This window comes from Gammaproteobacteria bacterium (assembly GCA_024235095.1).
Classification (GTDB): domain Bacteria; phylum Pseudomonadota; class Gammaproteobacteria; order Competibacterales; family Competibacteraceae; genus UBA2383.
Genome location: JACKNC010000002.1, coordinates 764,960 through 786,296, shown reverse-complemented (window position 1 = coordinate 786,296; position 21,337 = coordinate 764,960). Strand labels below are relative to the sequence as shown.

The following is a 21,337-nucleotide window of genomic DNA, read 5'->3' as shown; positions in this document are numbered from 1 at the left end:
TCTGATAAGTGATCGGTCCGCGCACCGTGATGCAGGGCCATCAGCGAGCAAGATTATGCTCATCAAGATCGGGCATGAGATAGCGATGCCCACCGGCTTGCTTGGCCAGGTACATTGCATGATCAGCATGGCGCAGGAGGGCATCGGCATCCGCGCCATCTTCCGGGTAGAGGGTGACGCCGATGCTGGCGCTGAGCCGCGCCGCGCCCTCGGCGAGGTCAAACGGCGCTTGCAAAGTGGTCAGCATCCGGTCAATGGCGCGCTCTCCTTCCTCAATCGTGGCCAGATCGCCCAGCAAGACCACAAACTCATCCCCACCCAAGCGGGCGACCGTATCTCCGGCCCGGATGCATGCCGTCAAACGTTGGGCGACTTGAATGAGGAGCTGATCGCCCTGATCGTGGCCATAGGTATCGTTAACTGGTTTGAAGCCGTCCAGATCCAGATAGCAGACCGCTAAGCGCCGCTGGTTCCGCCGCGCCTGCACCATGGCTTGCCGTAAGCGGTCCGCTAGCAGAATCCGATTCGGTAAACCAGTGAGCGCATCGTGATACGCAAGGTAGTTCATCTGGTCCTGAGTGCGCTTGCGCTCAATGATGTCCATCACTAGATCAGTTAGTTGCTGCATCGCTTCGACATCGTCAGCCGTGTAATCCTCGGGTTTGTTCCCCACGCCGATAATCGCAGCCACTCGATCATTGCCTAGGACAGGCAACAATAATTCACGCCGGATGACGACGTGGCCGATGGGCAAGCCGTACAGCGCTGTCAAACGCGCTTCGTCATTATGAAGCACCGGTTGGCGTTGCTGCACACAATCGATCCAGACGCTGGCCTGATGGATAGGGTAGCGTTGACCCTTGTCGTTCGCCGGGCGGCTGCAATTCTCCAGTGTCCGGCTGGACCAGGCTTGCAAGGTCAGGTGTCGCTGATCCGGTTCGACAAAATGAAAGAAACCGATTGTGCTGCCGGTCAGGTGCTCCGCTTCGTCCAGGGCCGCCCTCATCAGGTCCTCCAAAGTGCTGGTCAGCGCGGCTTGCGACAGGCGCATGCGGATTTTTAGCAACGTTTCCGAGCGTTGCCGATGATCGACGTCGCGGATGAAGACAAAAAACCGTTCGCCAGCGCTTGGCCAGTAGCTAGTATTGACTTCAGCGCGCCAAACCCGGCCACTTTTCGCCCGATGCCAGGTCTCAAACAGGCCACTGCCTTCACGACGCACCTTGTCGATATGGGCGCGGATCTCCTCCGGATTCTCGTGCGCCTCCAGAGCCATGATCGACATGGATCGCAATTCATCGCGACTATAACCGGACAGACGCGCATACGCTTCGTTGACTTCCAGCAGGCGGCCTTGTGAGTCCACCATCCAGAATCCATCTGCCGAAGTTTCAATAACGGCCCGATATTGTTCCTCACTGCGCCGCAAGCTGGCTTCAGCACGTTTTTTCTCGCTGATGTCGCGCGTGATGGTGACAAAGACCTTGCGCCCGCCGATGCGGGCGCCTCGGACGCTGACTTCAGCATCGTAAAGCGTACCGTCCTTGCGACGATGGCGGGCTTCGAAAGTAGCGTCAATAGCAAGAGGATCGGCGAACGCGGCGCGGATGTCCGCTTCGGTCATATCGGCGTCTATATTCCAGGAATACAGGCCGATCATCTCTTCCGGCGCGTAGCCCAGCATCTCGGCAAAACTTCGGTTAACTTCAATAATCTGGTGGTCTTCGTTGAAAATGGCGATCCCGTCACGGGAATTTTCGATCAGCGCGCGACGCCATTCGGCCTCGTTTTCCAACGCCATCCGGGCCGCTTGTTCGATGCTGATGTCGCGCGATACCCCAATGATTACTGGTTGGCTGTTCCAGCGTCCTCTCACCACTCGGGTATCCACCAGCACGCGTTCGCCATCAGCTTTCAGCAGCGGCAGTGGGCACGTTGCGCGGGTTCCGGCCAGTATCTCGGCGATGATCTGGCCGACTTCATTGTGGACTTCAGGCGGATGAACAGCGCTAATCGGTTGGTCGAACAGCGTATTGCCGTAGCCCAGCCCTTTTGCCACCGCCAGATTGTAGTGCAGGATGCGGCCCTCCAGATCGAGAACGAAGAGATAATCGTTAATCGCGTTAAAGAGTTCCGCCAGGTTTTGCTGCTGCCGGAAGGCTTCTTCCTGGGCGAGCACACATCCTAGGGCCTGCGTGAACTGGCAGGCCAGCGTTTGCAGCGCGGTCACCGTTAGCGACCCGACCGCTCCAATCTGTTTGCTGGCCAGATTAAGACAGGCCATCGGGTTGTTCCTGACATGGATCGGTAGCACGACTAGTGACTGGAGGCCTTCTTCAATCAACGCCGGTTCTCGAATCAGCGCGGAATCGATGCAATACGCCTGTTCAGTCATACAACTGCAATGTAGCTGGCCTTCGCGGATAATGGCTGCCTGGCGCGAATCGGCAGCCAGATGCTCAACTTTCGCAAAAAAGACCGGAGACAATCCCTGCCGGACCACTAACCGATAGCTGTTGTCCGGCTCGCGCCAATAGAGTCCCCCACCATCCAATTCCGGCAAGCTCAAGGCGCTTTCCAGAATCGCCTTGAGCAACCTCTCCCGGGTGGGTCTTTGGGCGAGAATTGCAGAAAATTCATGCTGCGTTTGCAGCAGTAGCTCCGTGTGTTTGCGTTCGGAGATATCCAGTTGAATGCCAGCGGTAAGCAGCGGTCGGCCGTTTGCATCCCGTCGCATAACCCGGCCCCGTGCGTGGAACCAGCGCCATTGGCCATCCGCGGCGCGCAAGCGATATTCGACCTCGCACAACGAATTTTCCGGCGCCAGCGTTGCCGCAATGCGCGCCTGCACCCCAGGCAAGTCATCGCGGTGGATCAGACCAAGCCAGGCAGCCAGACTGGACGGCGCTTGCTCGATGTCGTAGCCCAGCAAGGTGTACAGCCAGGGACTCCAAAACATGCGGTCGCTGACATGATCATACTCCCAGACGCCAATATCAGCGGCCTCCAACACTTGGCTTAAGGGGGATTGTAATACGTGGGAGTGTGAGGTGTTTCGCACAGGGGCTAACCTGCCTACCCAGGATTTTCCAGCGGCAACACCGGCTTCATGCGCGCACTGAGGGTGGTGGAATCCTCTTGCAAGCCGAGCAGACGCTGATAGACGATGGCGTATTCCATGACCCGCTGCACATAGGCCCGGGTTTCCCGATAGGGAATGGTTTCCGCCCAGACATCGGCGGGTACTGAATCATGCACTGGCAACCATTCGATGACCTTGTTGGGTCCGGCATTGTAAGCGGCGGTGGCCAGGGCTGGATTACCCTGCAACCGTTCCAGCATGCGTCGCAGGTAGCGAACGCCGTAGCGGATATTGGTTTCCGGCTGACGCAGATCGGCTTTATTGGCAGGATCTTGTAAATCCTGGGCCACTTGGCGACCGGTAGCCGGCATGAGCTGCATCAGGCCCAGCGCCCCAACTGGGGAACGAGCGTCGGCGCGAAACGCGCTTTCCTGACGGATGACCGCGTAAACCCAGGCCGGGTCCAGGGCATCGGCTGTGGCGTTTGCCACGATTCCATCCCGGTAGGCCAGTGGAAAGCGCAGTTCCAGATCGTCCCAGTATTCGGCCCGGGCAATGGTAATAATAGCCTGATGGCGCCACTCCCAGCGCTGGGCTAACCGCGCCGCCTGTTTCAGCACTGCCGGATCGAACGCTCGGGTCGCTTGTCGCCATTCGGCGTCGGCTTCCCATTCCCGGCCCAGAATGTACAACTCCCTGGCCCGTTGTAGCCCAGGCGAAGCGGCCAGCAGCGCGGTCAATTCGGTGAGCGAAACCACCAACGGCGTATTGGTGATCGTATAGGGAACACCCAGTCGGTCAGCGGCCAGGAAGCCGTAGTAGTCACGGTGGCCAGAGGCGTTTCGGTAGGCTTGTTGGGCCGATTCGATACGATTCAGCGCTTCCAGCGCCCGGCCACGCCAGTATTGCCAGCGCGGGCTGTCACGTTCTTCCGGAGGCAATTGATCAAGCCAGTGCAGGGTTGCAGGCCAGTCGCCCTGTTTCAGGCAAACGCGGATCCGCCATTCCCGTACGTCGGCATCGACGACGGTTTCCGGCAGGGCGGTCAGCCGCGCCAGCGCTGTCGGGTGGTAATCGCTGGCGATCCACAGGGCCAGTAACCGTTCCTCATCGGCCAGATGAGGCGCTAACGCTGGATTCCACGCCTTGAGGGTGTCCAAAGCAGCAATTGCCCCCAGGGCATCGCGCCGCCGCCAGCGATTCAAACCATCAGCCAGAATCGGCGGGACGCGCGGGTCATCTACGTTAAAACGGTCAGCATCGAGAATCAGGGTCGGGTCATTCGCTACCGCCAGCCACGTATCCGCCAAAGCCTGATCGTTCGCTGGCATATCAGCGCGCAGATACTGGGCCAGTCCCGTCTCGCCCTCCTTCATGGCCAGCGCAAAGCGTTGCCAGCGCAATTCCGGCGAAAGCTGGCCCTGAGTCTGCCAGACGGCGATCACTGGATCACAGGCATTGGGAAGCGAATGACCAGTGAGCCAAACGGCGGCGAAATCCTGCAATGCGGCGTCGGTCTGGTCCGTATTAAGCAACGCCTGCCGCCGCCAGCATTCGAAGGTCGGATCGCGGCTGGGGACAGCGTCGCGCAGGTAATCCGCCCAACGCTGGGCGCCAGCCAGTTGACGCAACCAGGCGTTGCGCAGGCGATCCGCCAGGGGCGTGTCGGCCCAGGTTTGCAGGAAATCCCGCACTTCGGCAGCAGGGAATGCATTCAATCGACGGGACAGGTCTTTGTAAACCAGATAGGGATAAAGCGGGTAGTCGCGCAACGATGCATCATCCAGGGACGCGCCAGTCTGCAACGATCGCTCGACGATTTGAAAGGCTTGCCGTTGCGCGCGCAAAGACTCTGTAGCGTTGACATCGCCGCCAAGGCCGATGATCAGGGCAATAGCCCAAAGCAGATGCATAAAAATCCCTTGTATATTTGATGGTTAGCGCCTGATCGTTTTGCAGATTGCGATGATAATCACGCTGTCATTAAGCTTGTGTCAAAGCACGAGCCATTCTTCAGGCAATCCTTATCCGTAGAGTTATCCTGGCTTTGAGATGAATTTTGTAGCCAGGACTTTCGCTTATGGGCTATTTTTTACCATATATAGATATTTATTGATCATTACCATACTTTATATGGTAGCCAAGCGAAAGTCCTGGTAGCGTAGCCCCGCCAATCATAAAGTTGACACGAAACAGGTTGCCTGTGGATAACTTTGTGGATAACTTTTGCTAATTGCCGCTAAGTACATATTGTCATTGCATTAATGACGTTTTAACGACTTTCCAGTTATTTATTTTTTTAATCTTATATCAATATCTTATGTTCAACACTTGGAATCTGATCACAATTTTGGGTTGAAGGGAGCCGAATAACTCGCTAGACAGAGGGATTGCATAAGCCTGTGGATAAGTCAAGCTCGATTCAGCATTTTCATTCAATCCGAAAATCGTGGAAATCCTGATAGGGCAAGGCTTCGCAATAGGTATCGCTGACGTGGGCGAATGGCGGACCTTGCCTTAGCCAGTGCTGAAGCGCAGTGACCGCCCGTTCATCGCCACAGATCAGCGCTTCCACCCGCCGATCTGGCAGGTTGCGGACATACCCGGTTACGCCCAGCGAGAAGGCTTTGTCCGCGGTGGCGTAGCGAAATCCGACGCCCTGAACGCGGCCGCTGATATAACAACGCAAGCACAGTTTTTTCACGAGATTTGTCCTCTTTAATTATTGGCTTTTCGCTTTTATCCAGGTGATATTGCGGCTATCCACTAAGGCGTCTCCAACAATATGGAATTCCTCGGTGAAACCGCTTTGAACCCGGATCGAAACCTTCGCGCCGGATTTTTCCCAGGTTCCTGTAAACTGATCGGATGGCGTGTGAAACAGGAAGGTTCCGTCCGCGCTGAAACGAATCCAGCGACGAGCGGAAGAAGTGGGTTCGATAAATTTACCGGGAAAAACCGGCTCTTGAGAGTTTTTTTGCAGTGGTTCAGTCAGAAAGGTATGACGACCGCTTTGCTGTTCCAAAATTTTTACACGCTGTTCCAATTCGTCAACGCGTTGCTCCAGGCGACTCTGCGCCAGCGCGCTGGTCGGGAATGCAATGATGAGCGATAAGATCAGAATTTTCATCTTGATTATGACTCTTATTCCGGTTAACGATCTGACGAATCGGGTGCGTCCTGACCACCACCGACGATGACTGTGATGAGCCGGTCGGGCTGGATATGGCGTCGCCAGGCGCCCGTGACCTGATCCAAAGTAATATCGTTCATAACGCTAACGAAGTTTTGCAGGTAATCCAGGGGCAATCCATAAAAGGCAATCATTCCCAGATAGTTGGCGAGCTTGCGGTTGCCAGCAAGATCCAATGCGAAGCCGCCGGTAATGTTCTGCCGCGCTTCTTCCAACGCCTGGGCCTCGGGACCCTGGGCAGTGAACTGGCGGAGAGCGGTCTTGGCAACCTCCAGCGCGGTATCGACTTGATCGTTGCGGGTTTGCAGACCGATCAGAAAGGGACCGGCCTGGCGCATCGGCGAAAAGGCGCTGTAGACGCTATAAGCAAGGCCGCGTTTCTCGCGAATTTCCTGGGATAGCTGCGAAACCAGCCCGTTACCGCCCAGAACATGGTTACCCAAATAGAGTGCGTAGTAATCGGGATCGGCGCGACTGACGCCTATTTGACCGATCAGGATATGGCTTTGCGCGGAGGGATGGGCAATGCGCACCGTCTGACTGGCAGTCACTTCAGGGACAGGGGGCGGCGGCGGAATCGGTTCGCCTGGAGGCAGACCGCCGACCAGCGCGTTGGCTAACCGCTCGGCAGCGGGTCGATCCAGATCGCCGACCAGCGCAACCCTGGCGTTGGCGGCGGTGTAATGGCGGCGGTGGAAGTCTTGGACCGCGGCGCGGGTGAGCGCTTTCAGACTGGCGGTTGTGCCTTCTGGCGGCGAGCCATAGGGATGTTGGCCATACAGCGCGCGATAGAAAGCGTCTTGAGCAATAGCGCCGGGCGATTGGGCGCGTTCTTGCAATGCGGTCAGCATTTGTTGACGAACCCGTTCGATCGCCTCCGGGGCAAAGGCCGGCTCCCTGATCAACCGGGCCACGGTTTCCACCGCCGGTTGCAGATAGCGGGGATCGGTCAGGCTGCGTAATGAGATTACCGCTGAATCACGCTGCGAACTGGCGCTGAACTGTGCGCCGACACGATCCAGTCGATCCGCAATGTCATCCGCCGACCAGTCGCCCGCGCCTTCTTCCAGCAAAGCATTGGTTAGTCGCGCCAGTCCCGGTTGGTCGCCGTCGCGGGCCGAACCGGCGTTGAACAGGATTTGCGCGTCGACCATGGGCAGTTCCCGGGCCGAAATGAAATAGACCGGCACATCGTTGGCCGTGCGCCAGTGCTGGATTTCGGGAACGGCGGCGGCTATTCCCGAGGCAAGCAGCAGGACGATGGCAAGGAAAGGGGTAAGCAATGAAGAACGGTTGCGCATGGTGGAAAAATCCTCAGTATTTTATATGAATTCTCATTATGTTAAGCGATATAGTCTATAGGAATGTGGCTAAAACAGATTCGCCATTGATCATTGACGCAAATATATTAGCGCGTGATCTGATTCTGCTCATCCAGCCGGTTCAGAATCGCCAGCGCCCGTTGTGGGTCGGCTTGGGCCGCCAAGGCGCGAAACCGGGTCTCGGCGTCAAAGCTGGATAAGGTTTGGATGCTGATTTCTTCCATCAGTTTATTAAGGCTGACGCCTCGCAGGGCGGCGAGTTGTCTGAGCCGATCATGGGTATCGTTCGGTAGACGAATCGTTAGGGTACTCATCGTAGTGCCTCCAGGCATTGAGCAGGCGTTAGGATGGACAAGCTTTTCCAGAATAATTGGCTGTGCAACAAATTCCGTGTGTTGTGGGTGATGATAGCCGTAGCGCCCCCGGCTATGGCTAGTTCGATGAGGTGATTATCTGCTTCGTCAGGCAGATTAGGATGCCAGAGGTAGTAAATCCTGACCCAGCGCCCGCTACCCGCCAGCGCAGCAAGTACTTCCCGGCGTTCCTCTGCCGTGGTGGCCTCGGACCAGACGTTGCGTCCCAGCAAATCTTCGTATTCCAACCAGAGCGCATTGGAAAATAGGGGTTGATAAACACTGTGCAACGCTCGACGGAGTACCTCACGCGAAGCGCCACCCTCCGAGCGAAGCGCTGAGACAAAGACATTGGCATCAACAACGATAGGAATCATTTTGATAGCTTATACGCTATCAATATTTCGATGCAAATTTTGGTCAGTTGTTTTCGTACTCACGGGGTAACCGTTCAGTCCCCTCTTTAGCAAGGGGGGGTGAGGGGGGATTTTGGCCCCGTCGCTCGTGCGAAATCCCCCCCGGCCCCCCTTTTCCAAAGGGGGGAGGTGAACGCTTACCTCACGGGCAGTTCATTATGGATAGTAATTTGTTCTCGCTAAAGCCCTCCATCCATCTCTCCTGACCAAAAACGTCAACCTGCGCCCTTTGAAGTCAGTACGCTTCCGACAAAAAGTTCCCTTATGGAATGAGTAGATATGCCGCTTGGGGAATGTTTAATTTTTTCTTTTTATTTTTTATTAGATTAGAAAAAAATAACGGAGGTTTTCGATTCTGGCACACTGGCTGCAACAGACAAACGCGAAGGGATCGCAAGCGTATCCCCCCAACTTCCTAACCCAAAACCGGGTTTTTTCTGAAAGTAAATTGAGGAGTTATCCCATGAATAAGTTCCAACGCGGCTTTACCTTGATCGAACTGATGATCGTTGTGGCTATTATCGGTATTTTGGCCGCGATCGCTCTACCGGCTTATCAGGATTACACCATCCGCACCCGCGTCACGGAAGGCTTGAGCATCGCGGAGCCGCTGAAGTTGGAAGTTGCCCAAAATGCGACCACGATCGCCGATCTGAACGCAGCCATAGCCACTTGGAATGCTCAGGCTGCTGGCGCTGGTGCGACGAGCAAATACGTGACCTCCGTGCTGGGTACTGCCGGAACAGGCGTGATCACCATTTTACTTAATGCAGGTAACGTAGGTATTGCCGCCGGCTCAGACACTGTGATCTTGTCACCTTATGTTCAGGCTGGTGGCGCCGCTGTAACACTGGCAGCAGCGCTCGGCGCAGGCACCACTGGCACGGTCGACTGGGCTTGCGCCAGCGCCACCAATGCGACTGCCACCAACCAGGGTCTGGCCGCTGCGGCGACGGGCGCACTGCTGGCCAAGTATGCCCCGGCTCAATGCCGTTGATTCCCAGCTAACGTAGAAACGAAAGCCCCCGGTAACGGGGGTTTTTTTATTGCCTGTTGTTTTTATAGGAAAAAACCGATAAGGTCAGGCGAGCCTCTCTTTGTTGTTGATCGTTAGTCTTATAGTCATTGATAACTTGGCCTCCTGCTCATCAATGCACATCAAAACAATTTGGTTCTTCGAGGGTTCTTGTGGAACTCACACTGTAGGTCGGGCAAAAGCGTAGCGTTGCCCGACAAGAAGGCCTATGTCGGGCACGTCCGGTGCCGGACCTACAGATTGCTACGGATTGCTGCATCAATTCCACAAAAAGTATCGAAGAACCAACAATTTTTTATTTGACAAAAATTAGTATTATAATTGTGCATTAAAAACCACCCTTCATAGCCCATGAGAATGATCGAACTTGATGAACGCCTTCTGAACCAGGTTCAGCAGCTTGGCTGCTTCGGGACCAAAAAAGCGGCGGTCAATACCGCACTGGCCGAGTACGCCAAGCTGCTGAAACGCCGTCAGCTTCTGGAGCTAAGAGGAAAAGTGCATTGGGAAGAGAATCTGGATCAGCTCCGCGCTTCGCGACATACCATCCACTGCAAAAAGTAACCATTTACGAAGTCCCCACCCCGATGACCAAACGACACGCCTTCGCCCTGCACCTGACCGCCAGCATCACGATTTTTCTGATCTTCCTCGGCCTCATGTTTTTCGTCTGGTATCCCGCCCCGTACTTCGCCATTGACGGTGGCTGGCAGGTGTTGCGGATTCTGGCCGGCGTCGATGTCGTCCTGGGGCCACTGCTGACCCTAATCGTCTTCAAACCCGGCAAGCCCAGTCTGAAATTCGATATGAGTTGCATCATCCTCATTCAGCTCGGCGCGCTGATCTACGGCGGAACCATCATCTACCAAGAGCGCCCGGCGTTCGTGGTGTTCGGCATCGACCGGTTTACTTCGATTCCCGCCGCCGATATCGACTTCGACAAGCTGCAATACCCGGAACTCCAGCGCCGCTTCGGCATCGGCCCGCTCCTGGCGCAGGCGCATCTGCCCGACGACTCGCAACAACGGCAAGATTTATTGTTTGGTGTGTTGCTGAAAGGCGAAAAGGACTTGGAATATCGGGCCGAATTCTATGAACCTTATCAACCCGACCTTACAAAACTGGGTGCTCGCAGTCTCGACGTGGCGAAAATCGCCGGGCAGAATCCCCAGGCTAAGGCAGCGCTTGACGCCTTTCTCCAGCAGCATGGCGGCGTGTTGACGGATTATCTCTACCTGCCGTTGCGCGGCAGAAATAAGGACATCGTGATGGCGCTATCGGCAAAAGAAGGAAAGCCGGTTGGCTGGATTTCGATCAACCCGTGGCTGGAGGATGGCCATTGAGTGCGGGCCTTCGCTGGCCCGGAATTGACGATTTTCAACAGGCGCATGCTCGCTTACATCGGTAGCCAGTCCAGTCCCAGCACCTGTTCGGAAGACCAGGGGCAGTCTTCAGGGAAGCTGGATAATCCGGTTTCCTGAGCCGCTTGTGCAGTTGCATCTTCCCATACGCCTTCCCACCAATCCGCATCCGCCAAATCTACTTTCAGACTAGGCGTTTTGTTCAAACGACGGATAATGCCTTTCCGTTGATTGCGAATCGTGATTTTCCATGACGCGCCCCGGCGCTCAGGTTGGTGCTGCCACTTGAGAAGATGGGCCAGCAACACAGCCATCCGACTGGAAAGCTCCCGCTGTTCGCTCTTACCCACGTCTTCAATTTCTTCCGCTAAATGTTCCAAATCCAATTGGTCGAACCGACCGGCTTTCAACCACTGAGCTTGTTCACGAGACCAGGCAATAATATCAGTTTCATAATTTGCAAGCATGCTTACTCCTTGAAATGTAAAACGATAATCTCGCCTATCGAACCGTTCAAATTATGCTCGCCTGATAATGCAAATCCTCCATATACCGCTCATACGCCGCCCGCTCCTCGGGCGATAATTTCAACACATCCAGCTTCTCTCGCGCCGCTTGTAACCCGCACGCTGTAAAATGCTCCTGAATTTCTTCATGCTTGAGAAAGTAAATCCATTCATCCAGCGGGTCTTTCACCGCATCGTTAAACTGGTTGATCTTGATCAGATAGTATTCCGGGTAGAGCGCGCTCACCGCCGGCTGCTGAAACAGTTGCTGCTGTTTTTCATTCAGCTTGAGCTGATTGTGCTATGGCGCTCCCTAGGGGTTTCGAACCCCTGTTCCCGCCGTGAGAGGGCGGTGTCCTGGGCCACTAGACGAAGGGAGCAAAATCGCTGACTGGCGTCTTGAAGAGAAAGATGTATTATACGCACGCTTTGACTTCAGACAAGAGCTTGCGCATATTCCTTGGAATCCCGAAACCCAAATTCACCGCCAATTCTCATTCCCCGTCCCGAACACAACATTTCGCGGGCCAACATCAGCGCCAACGCCGTCAAGGTCTTGTACCGGCTGCACGACGCTGGGCATCGCGCCTGCCTGGTCGGCGGCGGCGTGCGGGATTTGCTGCTAGGGCGCGAACCCAAGGACTTTGACGTCGCCACCGACGCCCGTCCTGAGCAGATTTATAAACTTTTTCGTAACTGCCGACTCATCGGTCGCCGCTTCCGGCTGGCCCATGTGCGTTTTGGTCAGGAGATCGTCGAAGTCGCCACCTTTCGCGCGCGCAGCAAAGAAGGCGAAGACTCCGGTGTGGAGCGCGCCGCTGATGGTCGCATTCTCAGCGACAATGTTTACGGCAACATCGAGGAAGACGCCTGGCGGCGGGATTTCACCATCAATGCCCTTTATTACGATATCGCCAATTTCGCGGTGCTGGACTATGTAGGCGGTATGGCGGACCTGCAAGCCGGATTGATTCGCCTGATCGGCGACCCGGTGCAGCGCTACCACGAAGACCCGGTGCGGATGCTGCGCGCGGTGCGGTTCGCCGCCAAACTGGGACTGCAACTCGATCCGGCCACCGAAGCGCCCTTGCACCGTCTGGGTCACCTGCTGGAACAAATTCCGCCGGCCCGCCTGTTCGACGAAATGCTCAAGCTGTTCATGAACGGTAGCGCCATTCAGACCTTTGAACTACTGCGTCATTACCGGCTGTTTGGGTGGCTGTTTCCGGCCACCGAGCGTTGCCTGGGCCACCAGCAGCAGCATTATCCGAAAACCCTGCTGATCCGCGCCCTGGCGAATACGGATCAGCGACTGGCGGACGATAAGCCAGTGAATCCGGCGTTCCTGTTCGCCGCATTGCTCTGGGAGCCGATGCGCGAGCAGATGCGCCGTCTGCAAGCTGATGGACTGGGCGATCACGATATTCTTCAGGAAGTCGCCGACATCGTCACCCGCGAGCAGAGCCGGCGGGTCGCCCTGCCGCGCCGCTATAGCCTGCCGATGCGGGAAATTTGGGAGTTGCAACCGCGACTGACGCAAGTTACCGGGAAGCGACCGCTGCGATTGGTCACCCACCCTCGTTTCCGAGCGGCCTATGATTTTCTGACGTTGCGCGCCGACGCCGATGAACAGGCGGCGGAACTGGCTGACTGGTGGACCCGGTTTCTAGGAATGAGCGAGGCTGAACGAATCCAGGCCACGCAACCTGCGACTCGCGCCCCGGCGAAAAAGGGTAAACCGCGCCGCCGCCGCAAGCCCCGGTCAGCCCAGCAGGATCAGTCAGCGCCTCCGCCAGGGTCCGACGCCTGACTGGCCCCACGCTGCGAAAAGTTTGTACCTCTATGCCGTCGGTACGGGCCTACATCGGCATTGGCAGCAATCTGCACGACCCAGCGCACCAGGTTCGACGCGCGCTTCAGGGGTTGGCCACCCTCCCCGTCAGCCGGTTGACGGTGTGTTCGCCCTGGTACCGCACCGCCCCGGTCGGCGGGCCATCGGGTCAACCCGACTACCTCAACGCCGTCGCCGCCCTGGAAACCACGTTGACCCCGGATGCCTTGCTGGCCGCGCTCCAGGCGCTGGAAAACGCCCAGGGAAGAATCCGCGCTGAACGCTGGGGGCCGCGCACCCTGGATCTGGATCTGCTACTTTACGGTTCCATCACCCGCAACGATCCCCGACTGACCTTACCGCATCCTCGCCTGCATCAACGCGCCTTCGTTTTGTATCCCTTGTATGACATTGCGCCTGATTTGACGATCATCGGACAGGGAAAGTTGACGATGCTACTCAGAAATTGTCCGTCTCAAAGCATCGTGCGTCTGGACATTGCAAACGAACCGGTTACGATAACGCCGCCAAAGCCACTTCCAATGAAACCTTACTTAAACCCGCCATCCTGACTCCATTCGTCATTTCGGATGGCTCCATGTAGAGTACGCCATGTACAAAGACGCATCGACTCGCAAGCCGATTACGGTCACGACCCTGGCAAAGATGAAGCGCGACGGGGAAAAATTCGCGGTGCTGACTGCCTACGACGCCAGTTTCGCGGCGTTGTTGGAGACGGCGGGCGTGGAGGTTATCCTGGTCGGCGATTCGCTGGGCATGGTCATTCAGGGGCAGCGCACCACGGTGCCAGTGACGCTGGAAGATATGATCTATCATACCCGCCTGGTGGCGCGAGGCTGTCAGACCGCCTTGGTCATGGCGGACATGCCCTTTGCCAGCTACCCCACGGTCGAACAAGCCGTGTACAGCGCGGCCCGGTTGATGCAGGAAGGCGGCGCGCAGATGGTCAAGCTGGAAGGCGGCGGCTGGCTGGCGGACACCGTGCGCCAACTCAGCCGCAACGGTATCCCGGTCTGTGCCCATCTGGGTTTGTTGCCGCAGTCAATCCACAAACTGGGCGGTTACAAGGTGCAGGGTCGCGAGGAAGCCGCCGCCCGGCAAATGATCGACGAAGCGCTGGCCTTGCAGGATGCTGGCGCGGACGTGGCGCTGGTGGAATGCATCCCGGCGGAACTGGCGGCGCGGTTGACCGAGGCGCTGGCGATTCCGCTGATCGGCATCGGCGCTGGCCCGCATTGCGATGCCCAGGTGCTCGTCAGCTACGACATGCTGGGCATCACCCAAGGCCATCGCCCCCGGTTCTCCAAGAACTTTCTGACCGGCTGCGACAGCTTGCAAACGGCGGTGGAAACCTATGTGCGCACGGTCAAAACCGGCGAATTTCCCGGCCCCGAGCACTGCATTGCCTGATTGTTGAGGAGCGCTTTTCATGCGGACTGTGCATACCCTGACCGAACTGCGCACCCAGGTCGCCGCCTGGCGGCGCTCCGGTGAAGAAGTCGCTTTCGCGCCCACCATGGGCAATCTGCATCGTGGGCATATCCGCTTGGTGGAACGGGCGCGGCAATGCGCGCCGCGCACCGTCGCCAGCATCTTTGTCAACCCAATGCAGTTTGGGCCGAATGAGGATTACGCGGGCTATCCGCGCACCCTGGACGAGGACAGCCGTCAGCTGGAGGAAGCTCGACTCGACCTGCTGTTCGCCCCGGACCTGGCCGACATTTATCCGCGCCCTTTGGAGGACATGACTCAGGTGATCGTGCCGGGATTCACCACCGTACTATGCGGAGCCAGCCGCCCCATCCATTTTGGGGGCGTCGCCACAGTCGTTACCAAGCTTTTCAATATGGTGCAACCGGACATCGCGGTATTTGGCGAAAAGGACTGGCAGCAACTGATGGTCATCCGCCGAATGACCGCTGACCTGAATATACCGATCCAGATTGTCGGCGTGCCTACCGTGCGGGAAGAGGATGGCTTGGCGATGAGTTCGCGCAATGGCTACCTGTCTGCCGAACAGCGGGCGGTTGCTCCCACCCTGTACGCCATGTTACAGACCACAGCGGAGCGCTGGCGACAGGGCGAACGGGATGTTGCGATTTTGGAGGAGGACGCCAGGGCGCAACTCAGGGCGGTGGGCTTCCGCCCCGATTATTTTGAAATCCGTCACGCTGAGACCCTGCAACGGCCTACTCCCGAAGATATGGCGGTTGATTTACGGATTTTCGCCGCCGCCTGGCTCGGTCGGGCGCGGCTGATCGATAATCTAGCGGTCGGCCATCTGCCCTCTTGAGTCCCGCTCCCCAAGCCCCCCTTACCCGCTTGTGGGCGAGGGGAAACGATGAAAAAACGCTACGCTCCAGACGCGGGTTGCGCGGAGGCATTGGTGTGTTCGAGGAATGCCCCGGCATGAGTAGCGAAACTTGTCGATGCTGGCCAACACCACGAACACCATGATGTCGATGCTCATGGCGATGTGGTAGATGATGTAGCTCATCATCCGTTCGAAGATGCGGCGCGACTCTTCCACCGCATGGATAATCACCGACTGGTCTTCCCCTCAGCCTAATAAATTGGGGAAGATCCGTCAGAGTTCCCTGGCCATCACGATGGCGTCTTCCCGATCTTTGGCGGCAGGGTAGTAGCCATGCCGAACGCCAATTTCGCAGAAACCGGCGGACTGGTAGAGCCGCAATGCGGCGGCGTTGGAAGCGCGGACTTCCAGGAAAACGGTTTGGGTTTGCACGGTGTGCGCTCGTTCCAGCAAATGATCGAGCATCCGCCGCGCTAGGCCGCGTCTCTGCAATTCCGGGCGTACGCACACATTGAAGATATGTGCTTCGTTGGCGGCAGTCGACATGACCCCGTAGGCTTGAATGAAGCTGTGCGGTACTTCCAGCACCCGGCAGTGATAGTCAGCCCGGATGCAGTCGCGGAAAATGGTCTCGGTCCAGCAAAAGTCATAAGCCCGTCGTTCAATCGCGAGAATTTCCCGCAAATCAGCGTAGAGCATCTTGCGGAACTGGCTGACGCTGGCCTGTTCTCGCGGTGCGATCCTGGGTAATGCGCTCATAAATCGGCAAACTTTCCGGTTGGAGCAGGCGGTTCAGCCGCCAGAGTGCGACGGGCTAAACGCAGATCATCCCAAGCTTTGCGTTTTTCGCGGGGTGAACGCAACAAGTAAGCCGGGTGGTAGGTGACCACTACGGGAATGCGCGTCGGCCCAAAGCGATGGACGCGACCGCGTAATTTGCCGATTTGCGTGTCGGTTTCCAGCAGGTTCTGCGCCGCGACCCGCCCCACCGCCAGAATAATGCGGGGTCGAATCAGTTCGATTTGCCGTTGCAAGAACGGGCGGCATTTCGCCGCTTCCATCGGCGTCGGTTCGCGGTTATCCGGCGGACGGCATTTCAAAATATTCGCGATATAAACCTGCTCGCGTTTCAGGCCAATCGCCAACAACATGGGATTCAGCAGCTTGCCGGCTCGTCCAACGAAAGGTTCGCCCTGTCGGTCTTCATCGGCTCCCGGCGCTTCGCCGATGACCAGCCATTCGGCTTGATGATCGCCGACGCCGAATACGACTTGCGTGCGGGTTCCGCATAATTCACAGGCGGTGCATTGGCGGGTTTCGGTGATCAACTCCTCCCAGTCCATCCGAGCGATGCGCGCCTCGCGGCTCATTACAGGAGGCGCATCCGGGATATCGTCGGCGTCCAGTTCAAAAACCGGCTCCCAATTGTCGTCTATCGGTGGATTCCAGTCATCGGGAGGAGGCAATTCCGGGTTTCCTCCGCCCGTCTCCGCCCTCACCCCCAATCCTTCTCCCACAGGGTGAGGGGCATCGGATGCCTGCGTCTTCAAGCTCTCCTCCACCGGGCGAAGAATGTCATTTTCTGAATTCCCCTCTTTGGTCAAGGAGGAGTGGCGCGCAGCGCCGGGGTGGTTGGCTCGCGGCAGCCACAACGGAATGTCCAGAGCTTCCAGGTAGAGGCGTTTATCAGTCATTACAGCCATTACAACAATTGCGGATGCGCCCGTTCAATCGGTTGCAGCACTTTGTTCAACACATTCACGTAGGCTTTCGCCGAAGCGATCACGATGTCGGTGTCCGCGCCTTGGCCATTGAGGATGCGCCCTTGCTTGGAGACCCGCACGGTCACTTCACCCTGCGCATCGGTACCGCTGGTGATGTTGTTCACCGAATACAGCAATAAGTCCGTGCCCGTTTGCAAAATGCTCTCGATGGCCTTGAATGCGGCGTCCACCGGCCCGCCACCCTCGGCGGTCGCGCTGCGCTCTTCGCCATCCACGGACAAAGTGACTTGCGCCTTGGGCGTCTCGCCGGTTTCGGAACAAACACGCAGATAAAGCAACTTCACCCGCTCGTTTTCTGCGGTCAGATAGGCATCGGTGACTAGCGCTTGCAAGTCCTCGTCGTAAATCTCGTGCTTTTTGTCGGCCAGTTCCTTGAAGCGGGCGAAAGCGGCGTTTAATTCTTCCTCCGTGGCGAAATTGACGCCCAGTTCCTCCAGCCGGGTGCGGAAGGCGTTGCGGCCTGAATGCTTGCCCATGACCATGCGGTTGGCGCTCCAGCCGACATCCTCGGCGCGCATGATTTCATAGGTTTCGCGGTGTTTAAGCACGCCGTCCTGGTGGATGCCGGACTCGTGGGCGAAAGCGTTAGCCCCGACGATGGCTTTGTTGGGCTGCACCGGGAAGCCGGTGATGTTGGCGACCAGTCGGGATGCGGGCACGATTTGCGTGGTGTCGATGCCGGTCTCCAGGTTAAACACATCGCGCCGGGTGCGCACGGTCATGACGATTTCTTCCAGCGAGGCGTTGCCCGCGCGCTCGCCCAGACCGTTGATGGTGCATTCCACCTGCCGCGCCCCCGCCATGACCGCCGCCAGAGAATTAGCCACCGCCAGGCCCAGGTCGTTATGGCAATGTACGGAGAAGATGGCTTTATCCGCGTTCGGCACCCGTTCCAGCAGGCTCTGGATGGTGTGGGCGAACTGTTCGGGGACGTTGTAGCCGACCGTGTCAGGGATATTGATGGTGCGCGCGCCGGCGTCAATCACCGCTTCAGTGATCCGGCACAGGAAATCGAGTTCCGAACGGCCCGCGTCTTCGGCGGAGAATTCCACGTCATCGGTCCAGCGCCGGGCGCGGCGCACCGCTTCAACCGCGCGTTCCAACACTTGATCCGGCTCCAGCCGCAGCTTCATTTTCATGTGAATCGGCGAGGTGGCGATGAAAGTATGGACGCGACAACTTGCCGCCTCTTTCAGCGCTTCTCCGGCCTGGTCGATGTCCACCTCGGAAGCGCGCGCCAGACCACATACCGTGCTGTCCCTGACCGCCCGAGCGACGGCTCGCACTGCTTCAAAGTCGCCGGGACTGGCGATGGGAAAGCCCGCTTCGATGACGTCGACCTTCATCCGCTCCAACATCTTGGCGATGCGGACTTTCTCTTCCTTAGTCATCGACGCGCCCGGACTTTGTTCGCCATCGCGCAGGGTCGTATCGAAAATAATCAGTTTGTTCATACGGTGCTCTCCAAAACTGGGATTTGAAAAGCCATTATGGCGATTTTGCCGGGTTTGTCAGCTTTCAAAAACTATGTGAGGTATTCATGTTCTACGCACATTCAACAGATTCGATGAATCAAGACGATTGGCAGTTACTCAGCGATCATCTCAACGCCGTTGGGCGGCTTACCGCGAATTTTGCTGAACGCTTTGCTGCTCAAGACATGGGGCTGGTTGCCGGATTACTGCATGATCTTGGCAAATATACAAACGAGTTCCAGGGACGTTTGACCGGTGATTATGGCCGCATGGATCATTCCACGGCAGGCGCTAAAGTCGCCGTTGAGCACTTCAGGCTGCTGCACTTGGGACGTGTGTTGGCGTACTGCATCGCCGGACATCATGCCGGCTTGGCCAACGGATACGATCCGGGCGGACGCAGCGCCTTGAAGGAACGACTGGCGGCGAGCATTCCCAATCTGCTTTCGGCATGGCGGGAAGAGATTCAATTACCTGACCGCTAGAGTCCACCAAAGCTGATGAGCCCCCGTAAGGATCGAACGATTTTCCAATTAGCGTTCTTCACCCGCATGTTGTTCTCCTGCCTGGTTGATGCGGATTTTCTGGATACCGAGGCGTTCTACGCCAAAGTTGAAGGGTGGCGGATCAACCGTGGTGGATTGCCGGCCTTGGCCGAATTACGGAAACCGAATGATACCGGAGATGCTGGATGCGTATTTCACTGATGCCGGCCATCCATTTCACGGGATGACGGCCGGCGAGTTCAGTCGAAGGCGGCAGCGTATTTCACTCGGTCGGAGCGCAGCGACGCAGTGGATGAGTGTTTACTGTTCCGTGATGGAGTTCGTCAAGGGGGTTTTACGTTTTCGTAAGGATTCTCCGGTCAGGTTGAGGGTGTAGGCGTTATGGACGAGCCGATCGAGGAGGGCATCAGCCAGAGTGGGTTCGTCCAGATAGGCGTGCCAGCTTGCCACGGGCAACTGGCTGGTCACGAGGGTGGATTGACGGTGATGCCGGTCATCGAGGATTTCCAGAAGATCACGGCGGCCCTCGCTGGTGAGCGGTGTTAAGCCCCAGTCATCGATGACCAACACGTGTGCTTTAGCGTACTCGCGTAGCAGCTTGGGATAGCGGCCATCGGCGCGGGCCAACGCCAGTTCAGGGAGCAAGCGGGGCAAACGGACATAGCGCGCGGTATAGCCCAGACGACACGCATGCTGAGCCAAGGCACAAGCAATCCATGTTTTCCCCACGCCGGTGGGCCGGTAATCAGGCAGTTGAGATGCTCCACAAGCCAGCGTTCACCGAGCAGATGCTGGATGAGGGTTTTATCCAGGCCCCGGGGATGTTGGTAATCCAGGTCTTCCCGGCAGGCTTGCTGGGGCAAACGGGCTTGCTGTAAGCGGTACTGGAGGCGACGATTCGCGCGTTCGGTCAGTTCGCGATCAACCAGGAGACTCAAGCGATCCGTAAAGCTGAGCTGATCGCTATCGGGCATCTGGAGTTGCTCGTGCAAGGCCTGACGCATGCCGCTGAGTTTCAAGGTGTGCAGTTGATCGAGAAGGGGTTGTTTCAGCATGGCGGAGGCTCCTGGGTTATTGGTAATAGCGTGCGCCGCGCACGTTCGCGTGGGTCGCGGTCGAAGGGATGGGCGGTGGCGAAGTCCCCGCATCCGGGAGGCGTTGCTGGTCCCAGGCCATGCTTGAGAATCGACTCGATGCTCTTGTAACTCAGTCCCCAATGGCTAACGCGCGCTGACAGGCGGCCTCCAGCGGTCGGCGCCATAGGCTTTGCCCAGACGCAAGATGCCCAAGCACGAGCGGTAGCCCTGCTGAGGATGGGGCCGCGTGGCCAGGATACGTTCCACTAGTGGGCTGACACAGAAGTTTTGACAGGTAGCGGTGGGTGCCCTATGGTTGAGATCAACAGGAGGAATCACCATGGCCCACAAGTATCTGGTTGATCTAACTGAAGAGGAGCGGGAAGACCTGCTGAAGGTCATTCATAAAAGCAAGGCAGCGGCGCGCAAGGTTGCCCGTGCCCATGTGTTGCTGCAGGCTGCGGAAGGGGCGACGGATGAGGCCATTGCCCAAAGCCTTCACTTGGGATTTCGACCGTTCATCGTACCCGTCAACGGTTTGTCGACGAAGGGTTGCTGGCGGCGTTAAGCGAGCGGCCACGAGTCGGTTTGCCCCCGGCCTTGACCGGCAAACAGGCCGCCTTTCTGGTCGCCTTGGCCTGTAGTACCCCGCCCGCTGGCCGTTGTCAGTGGACTCTCCAATTGTTAGCGGACCGCTTCATGGAACTCCGGCCCATCGAAGCCATTTCCCGTGAGAGTGTGCGGCGCATCCTTAAAAAAACGACCTCAAACCCTGGCAACGTCAAGAATGGTGTATTCCCAGTGTCAGTCCCGATTATGTTTGGCATATGGAGGATGTGTTGGACCTGTACGCCGAACCCGATGATCCTCAATACCCCCAAGTGTGCTTCGATGAAAGTCCGGTGCAATTGACCAGCGAAACCCGCTGTCCTCAACCCGCCCGCCCGGGTCAACCGGCGCGCTATGACTGTGAATACAAACGCGAAGGCACCGCCAATTTATTTCTATTCGTACAACCCTTGCGGTAAATACTCATTAGTTGCAGGTAGTTCTATGACATA

The 21,337-nt window shown here is 57.3% G+C and carries 22 protein-coding genes, 1 tRNA gene and 3 pseudogenes; 10 read left to right on the top strand and 16 right to left on the bottom strand.

All coding sequences use genetic code 11. The features are described 5' to 3' along the window. Window positions 1–40 precede the first annotated feature (40 nt). From H6973_16760 to H6973_16730, 7 genes are all read right to left on the bottom strand, one after another. Window positions 41–3,010, bottom strand: a complete 2,970-nt coding sequence (locus H6973_16760; protein ID MCP5127229.1) for a PAS domain S-box protein — start codon at window positions 3,008–3,010, stop codon at window positions 41–43. 65 nt (window positions 3,011–3,075) lie between these two features. Further along, window positions 3,076–4,995 (bottom strand): transglycosylase SLT domain-containing protein, encoded by a 1,920-nt coding sequence (locus H6973_16755; GenBank protein ID MCP5127228.1) that lies wholly within the window; start codon window positions 4,993–4,995, stop codon window positions 3,076–3,078. A gap of 518 nt (window positions 4,996–5,513) precedes the next feature. Then, window positions 5,514–5,786: an acylphosphatase gene (locus tag H6973_16750; GenBank protein ID MCP5127227.1), complete on the bottom strand. Its 273-nt coding sequence runs from the start codon at window positions 5,784–5,786 to the stop codon at window positions 5,514–5,516. A gap of 18 nt (window positions 5,787–5,804) precedes the next feature. Next, window positions 5,805–6,212 carry a hypothetical protein gene (locus H6973_16745; protein ID MCP5127226.1) on the bottom strand — a complete coding sequence of 136 codons (408 nt, stop codon included), beginning with the start codon at window positions 6,210–6,212 and terminating at the stop codon, window positions 5,805–5,807. A gap of 23 nt (window positions 6,213–6,235) precedes the next feature. After that, window positions 6,236–7,576 carry an insulinase family protein gene (locus H6973_16740; protein MCP5127225.1) on the bottom strand — a complete coding sequence of 447 codons (1,341 nt, stop codon included), beginning with the start codon at window positions 7,574–7,576 and terminating at the stop codon, window positions 6,236–6,238. 107 nt (window positions 7,577–7,683) lie between these two features. Next, window positions 7,684–7,911, bottom strand: coding sequence for a toxin-antitoxin system HicB family antitoxin (locus tag H6973_16735; GenBank protein ID MCP5127224.1), 228 nt, complete (start codon window positions 7,909–7,911; stop codon window positions 7,684–7,686). Continuing rightward, window positions 7,908–8,327, bottom strand: a complete 420-nt coding sequence (locus H6973_16730) for a putative toxin-antitoxin system toxin component, PIN family (protein ID MCP5127223.1) — start codon at window positions 8,325–8,327, stop codon at window positions 7,908–7,910. The genes H6973_16735 and H6973_16730 overlap by 4 nt, the downstream gene beginning before the upstream one ends. Before the next feature lie 502 nt (window positions 8,328–8,829). Between H6973_16730 and H6973_16725 the strand changes: the two genes are divergently transcribed. The 3 genes from H6973_16725 to H6973_16715 all read left to right on the top strand — a co-directional run bounded on the left by H6973_16725 (window position 8,830) and on the right by H6973_16715 (window position 10,745). Continuing rightward, on the top strand, window positions 8,830–9,363 hold the full coding sequence (locus H6973_16725) for a prepilin-type N-terminal cleavage/methylation domain-containing protein (GenBank protein MCP5127222.1): 534 nt from the start codon (window positions 8,830–8,832) through the stop codon (window positions 9,361–9,363). A gap of 390 nt (window positions 9,364–9,753) precedes the next feature. Continuing rightward, window positions 9,754–9,966 (top strand): type II toxin-antitoxin system VapB family antitoxin, encoded by a 213-nt coding sequence (locus tag H6973_16720; protein ID MCP5127221.1) that lies wholly within the window; start codon window positions 9,754–9,756, stop codon window positions 9,964–9,966. 23 nt (window positions 9,967–9,989) lie between these two features. After that, complete coding sequence (locus tag H6973_16715; GenBank protein ID MCP5127220.1) at window positions 9,990–10,745, top strand: hypothetical protein; 756 nt, start codon at window positions 9,990–9,992, stop codon at window positions 10,743–10,745. Between the two features lie 53 nt (window positions 10,746–10,798). Here H6973_16715 and H6973_16710 read toward each other — a convergent pair whose 3' ends face one another. From H6973_16710 to H6973_16700, 3 genes are all read right to left on the bottom strand, one after another. Further along, entirely contained in the window at window positions 10,799–11,230 is a 432-nt protein-coding gene (locus tag H6973_16710) for a DUF29 domain-containing protein (protein ID MCP5127219.1), read from the bottom strand. Between the two features lie 46 nt (window positions 11,231–11,276). Next, window positions 11,277–11,516, bottom strand: a complete 240-nt coding sequence (locus H6973_16705) for a hypothetical protein (GenBank protein ID MCP5127218.1) — start codon at window positions 11,514–11,516, stop codon at window positions 11,277–11,279. Window positions 11,517–11,573: 57 nt separating this feature from the next. Beyond that, window positions 11,574–11,649: transfer RNA gene (locus tag H6973_16700), tRNA-Glu, on the bottom strand. 80 nt (window positions 11,650–11,729) lie between these two features. Here H6973_16700 and pcnB point away from each other — a divergent pair. Genes pcnB through H6973_16680 form a run of 4 tightly spaced genes read left to right on the top strand, consistent with a single transcriptional unit; the run spans window position 11,730 to window position 15,414 of the window. Beyond that, window positions 11,730–13,079: a polynucleotide adenylyltransferase PcnB gene (gene pcnB / locus H6973_16695; GenBank protein MCP5127217.1), complete on the top strand. Its 1,350-nt coding sequence runs from the start codon at window positions 11,730–11,732 to the stop codon at window positions 13,077–13,079. Window positions 13,080–13,111: 32 nt separating this feature from the next. Next, window positions 13,112–13,672: a 2-amino-4-hydroxy-6-hydroxymethyldihydropteridine diphosphokinase gene (gene folK, locus H6973_16690; GenBank protein MCP5127216.1), complete on the top strand. Its 561-nt coding sequence runs from the start codon at window positions 13,112–13,114 to the stop codon at window positions 13,670–13,672. 40 nt (window positions 13,673–13,712) lie between these two features. Next, window positions 13,713–14,531, top strand: coding sequence for a 3-methyl-2-oxobutanoate hydroxymethyltransferase (gene panB, locus H6973_16685; protein ID MCP5127215.1), 819 nt, complete (start codon window positions 13,713–13,715; stop codon window positions 14,529–14,531). Window positions 14,532–14,550: 19 nt separating this feature from the next. Beyond that, window positions 14,551–15,414 carry a pantoate--beta-alanine ligase gene (locus H6973_16680; protein MCP5127214.1) on the top strand — a complete coding sequence of 288 codons (864 nt, stop codon included), beginning with the start codon at window positions 14,551–14,553 and terminating at the stop codon, window positions 15,412–15,414. A gap of 21 nt (window positions 15,415–15,435) precedes the next feature. Here the strand turns inward: H6973_16680 and H6973_16675 are convergent, their stop codons facing one another. From H6973_16675 to H6973_16660, 4 genes are read right to left on the bottom strand one after another with little or no spacing between them, the layout of a single operon-like run. Then, window positions 15,436–15,666, bottom strand: coding sequence for a hypothetical protein (locus tag H6973_16675; protein MCP5127213.1), 231 nt, complete (start codon window positions 15,664–15,666; stop codon window positions 15,436–15,438). 42 nt (window positions 15,667–15,708) lie between these two features. Next, window positions 15,709–16,194: a ribosomal protein S18-alanine N-acetyltransferase gene (rimI, locus tag H6973_16670; GenBank protein MCP5127212.1), complete on the bottom strand. Its 486-nt coding sequence runs from the start codon at window positions 16,192–16,194 to the stop codon at window positions 15,709–15,711. Then, the gene (locus H6973_16665; GenBank protein MCP5127211.1) at window positions 16,191–17,129 is read right to left on the bottom strand and encodes a uracil-DNA glycosylase; all 939 of its coding nucleotides are present in this window, start codon (window positions 17,127–17,129) and stop codon (window positions 16,191–16,193) included. The genes rimI and H6973_16665 overlap by 4 nt, the downstream gene beginning before the upstream one ends. Window positions 17,130–17,137: 8 nt before the next feature. Further along, entirely contained in the window at window positions 17,138–18,673 is a 1,536-nt protein-coding gene (locus H6973_16660; protein ID MCP5127210.1) for a 2-isopropylmalate synthase, read from the bottom strand. An 86-nt stretch (window positions 18,674–18,759) separates the two neighbouring features. Between H6973_16660 and H6973_16655 the strand changes: the two are divergent. Then, window positions 18,760–19,401, top strand: a pseudogene (locus H6973_16655) (CRISPR-associated endonuclease Cas3''). Between the two features lie 99 nt (window positions 19,402–19,500). Here H6973_16655 and H6973_16650 read toward each other — a convergent pair. Next, window positions 19,501–20,255, bottom strand: a pseudogene (locus H6973_16650) (ATP-binding protein). A gap of 91 nt (window positions 20,256–20,346) precedes the next feature. Beyond that, window positions 20,347–20,522: pseudogene (locus tag H6973_16645) on the bottom strand (IS21 family transposase). A gap of 94 nt (window positions 20,523–20,616) precedes the next feature. Between H6973_16645 and H6973_16640 the strand changes: the two are divergent. Continuing rightward, on the top strand, window positions 20,617–20,844 hold the full coding sequence (locus H6973_16640; GenBank protein MCP5127209.1) for a hypothetical protein: 228 nt from the start codon (window positions 20,617–20,619) through the stop codon (window positions 20,842–20,844). Then, entirely contained in the window at window positions 20,829–21,188 is a 360-nt protein-coding gene (locus H6973_16635) for a helix-turn-helix domain-containing protein (protein ID MCP5127208.1), read from the top strand. Before H6973_16640 ends, H6973_16635 begins: the two co-directional genes overlap by 16 nt. Window positions 21,189–21,337: the final 149 nt, after the last annotated feature.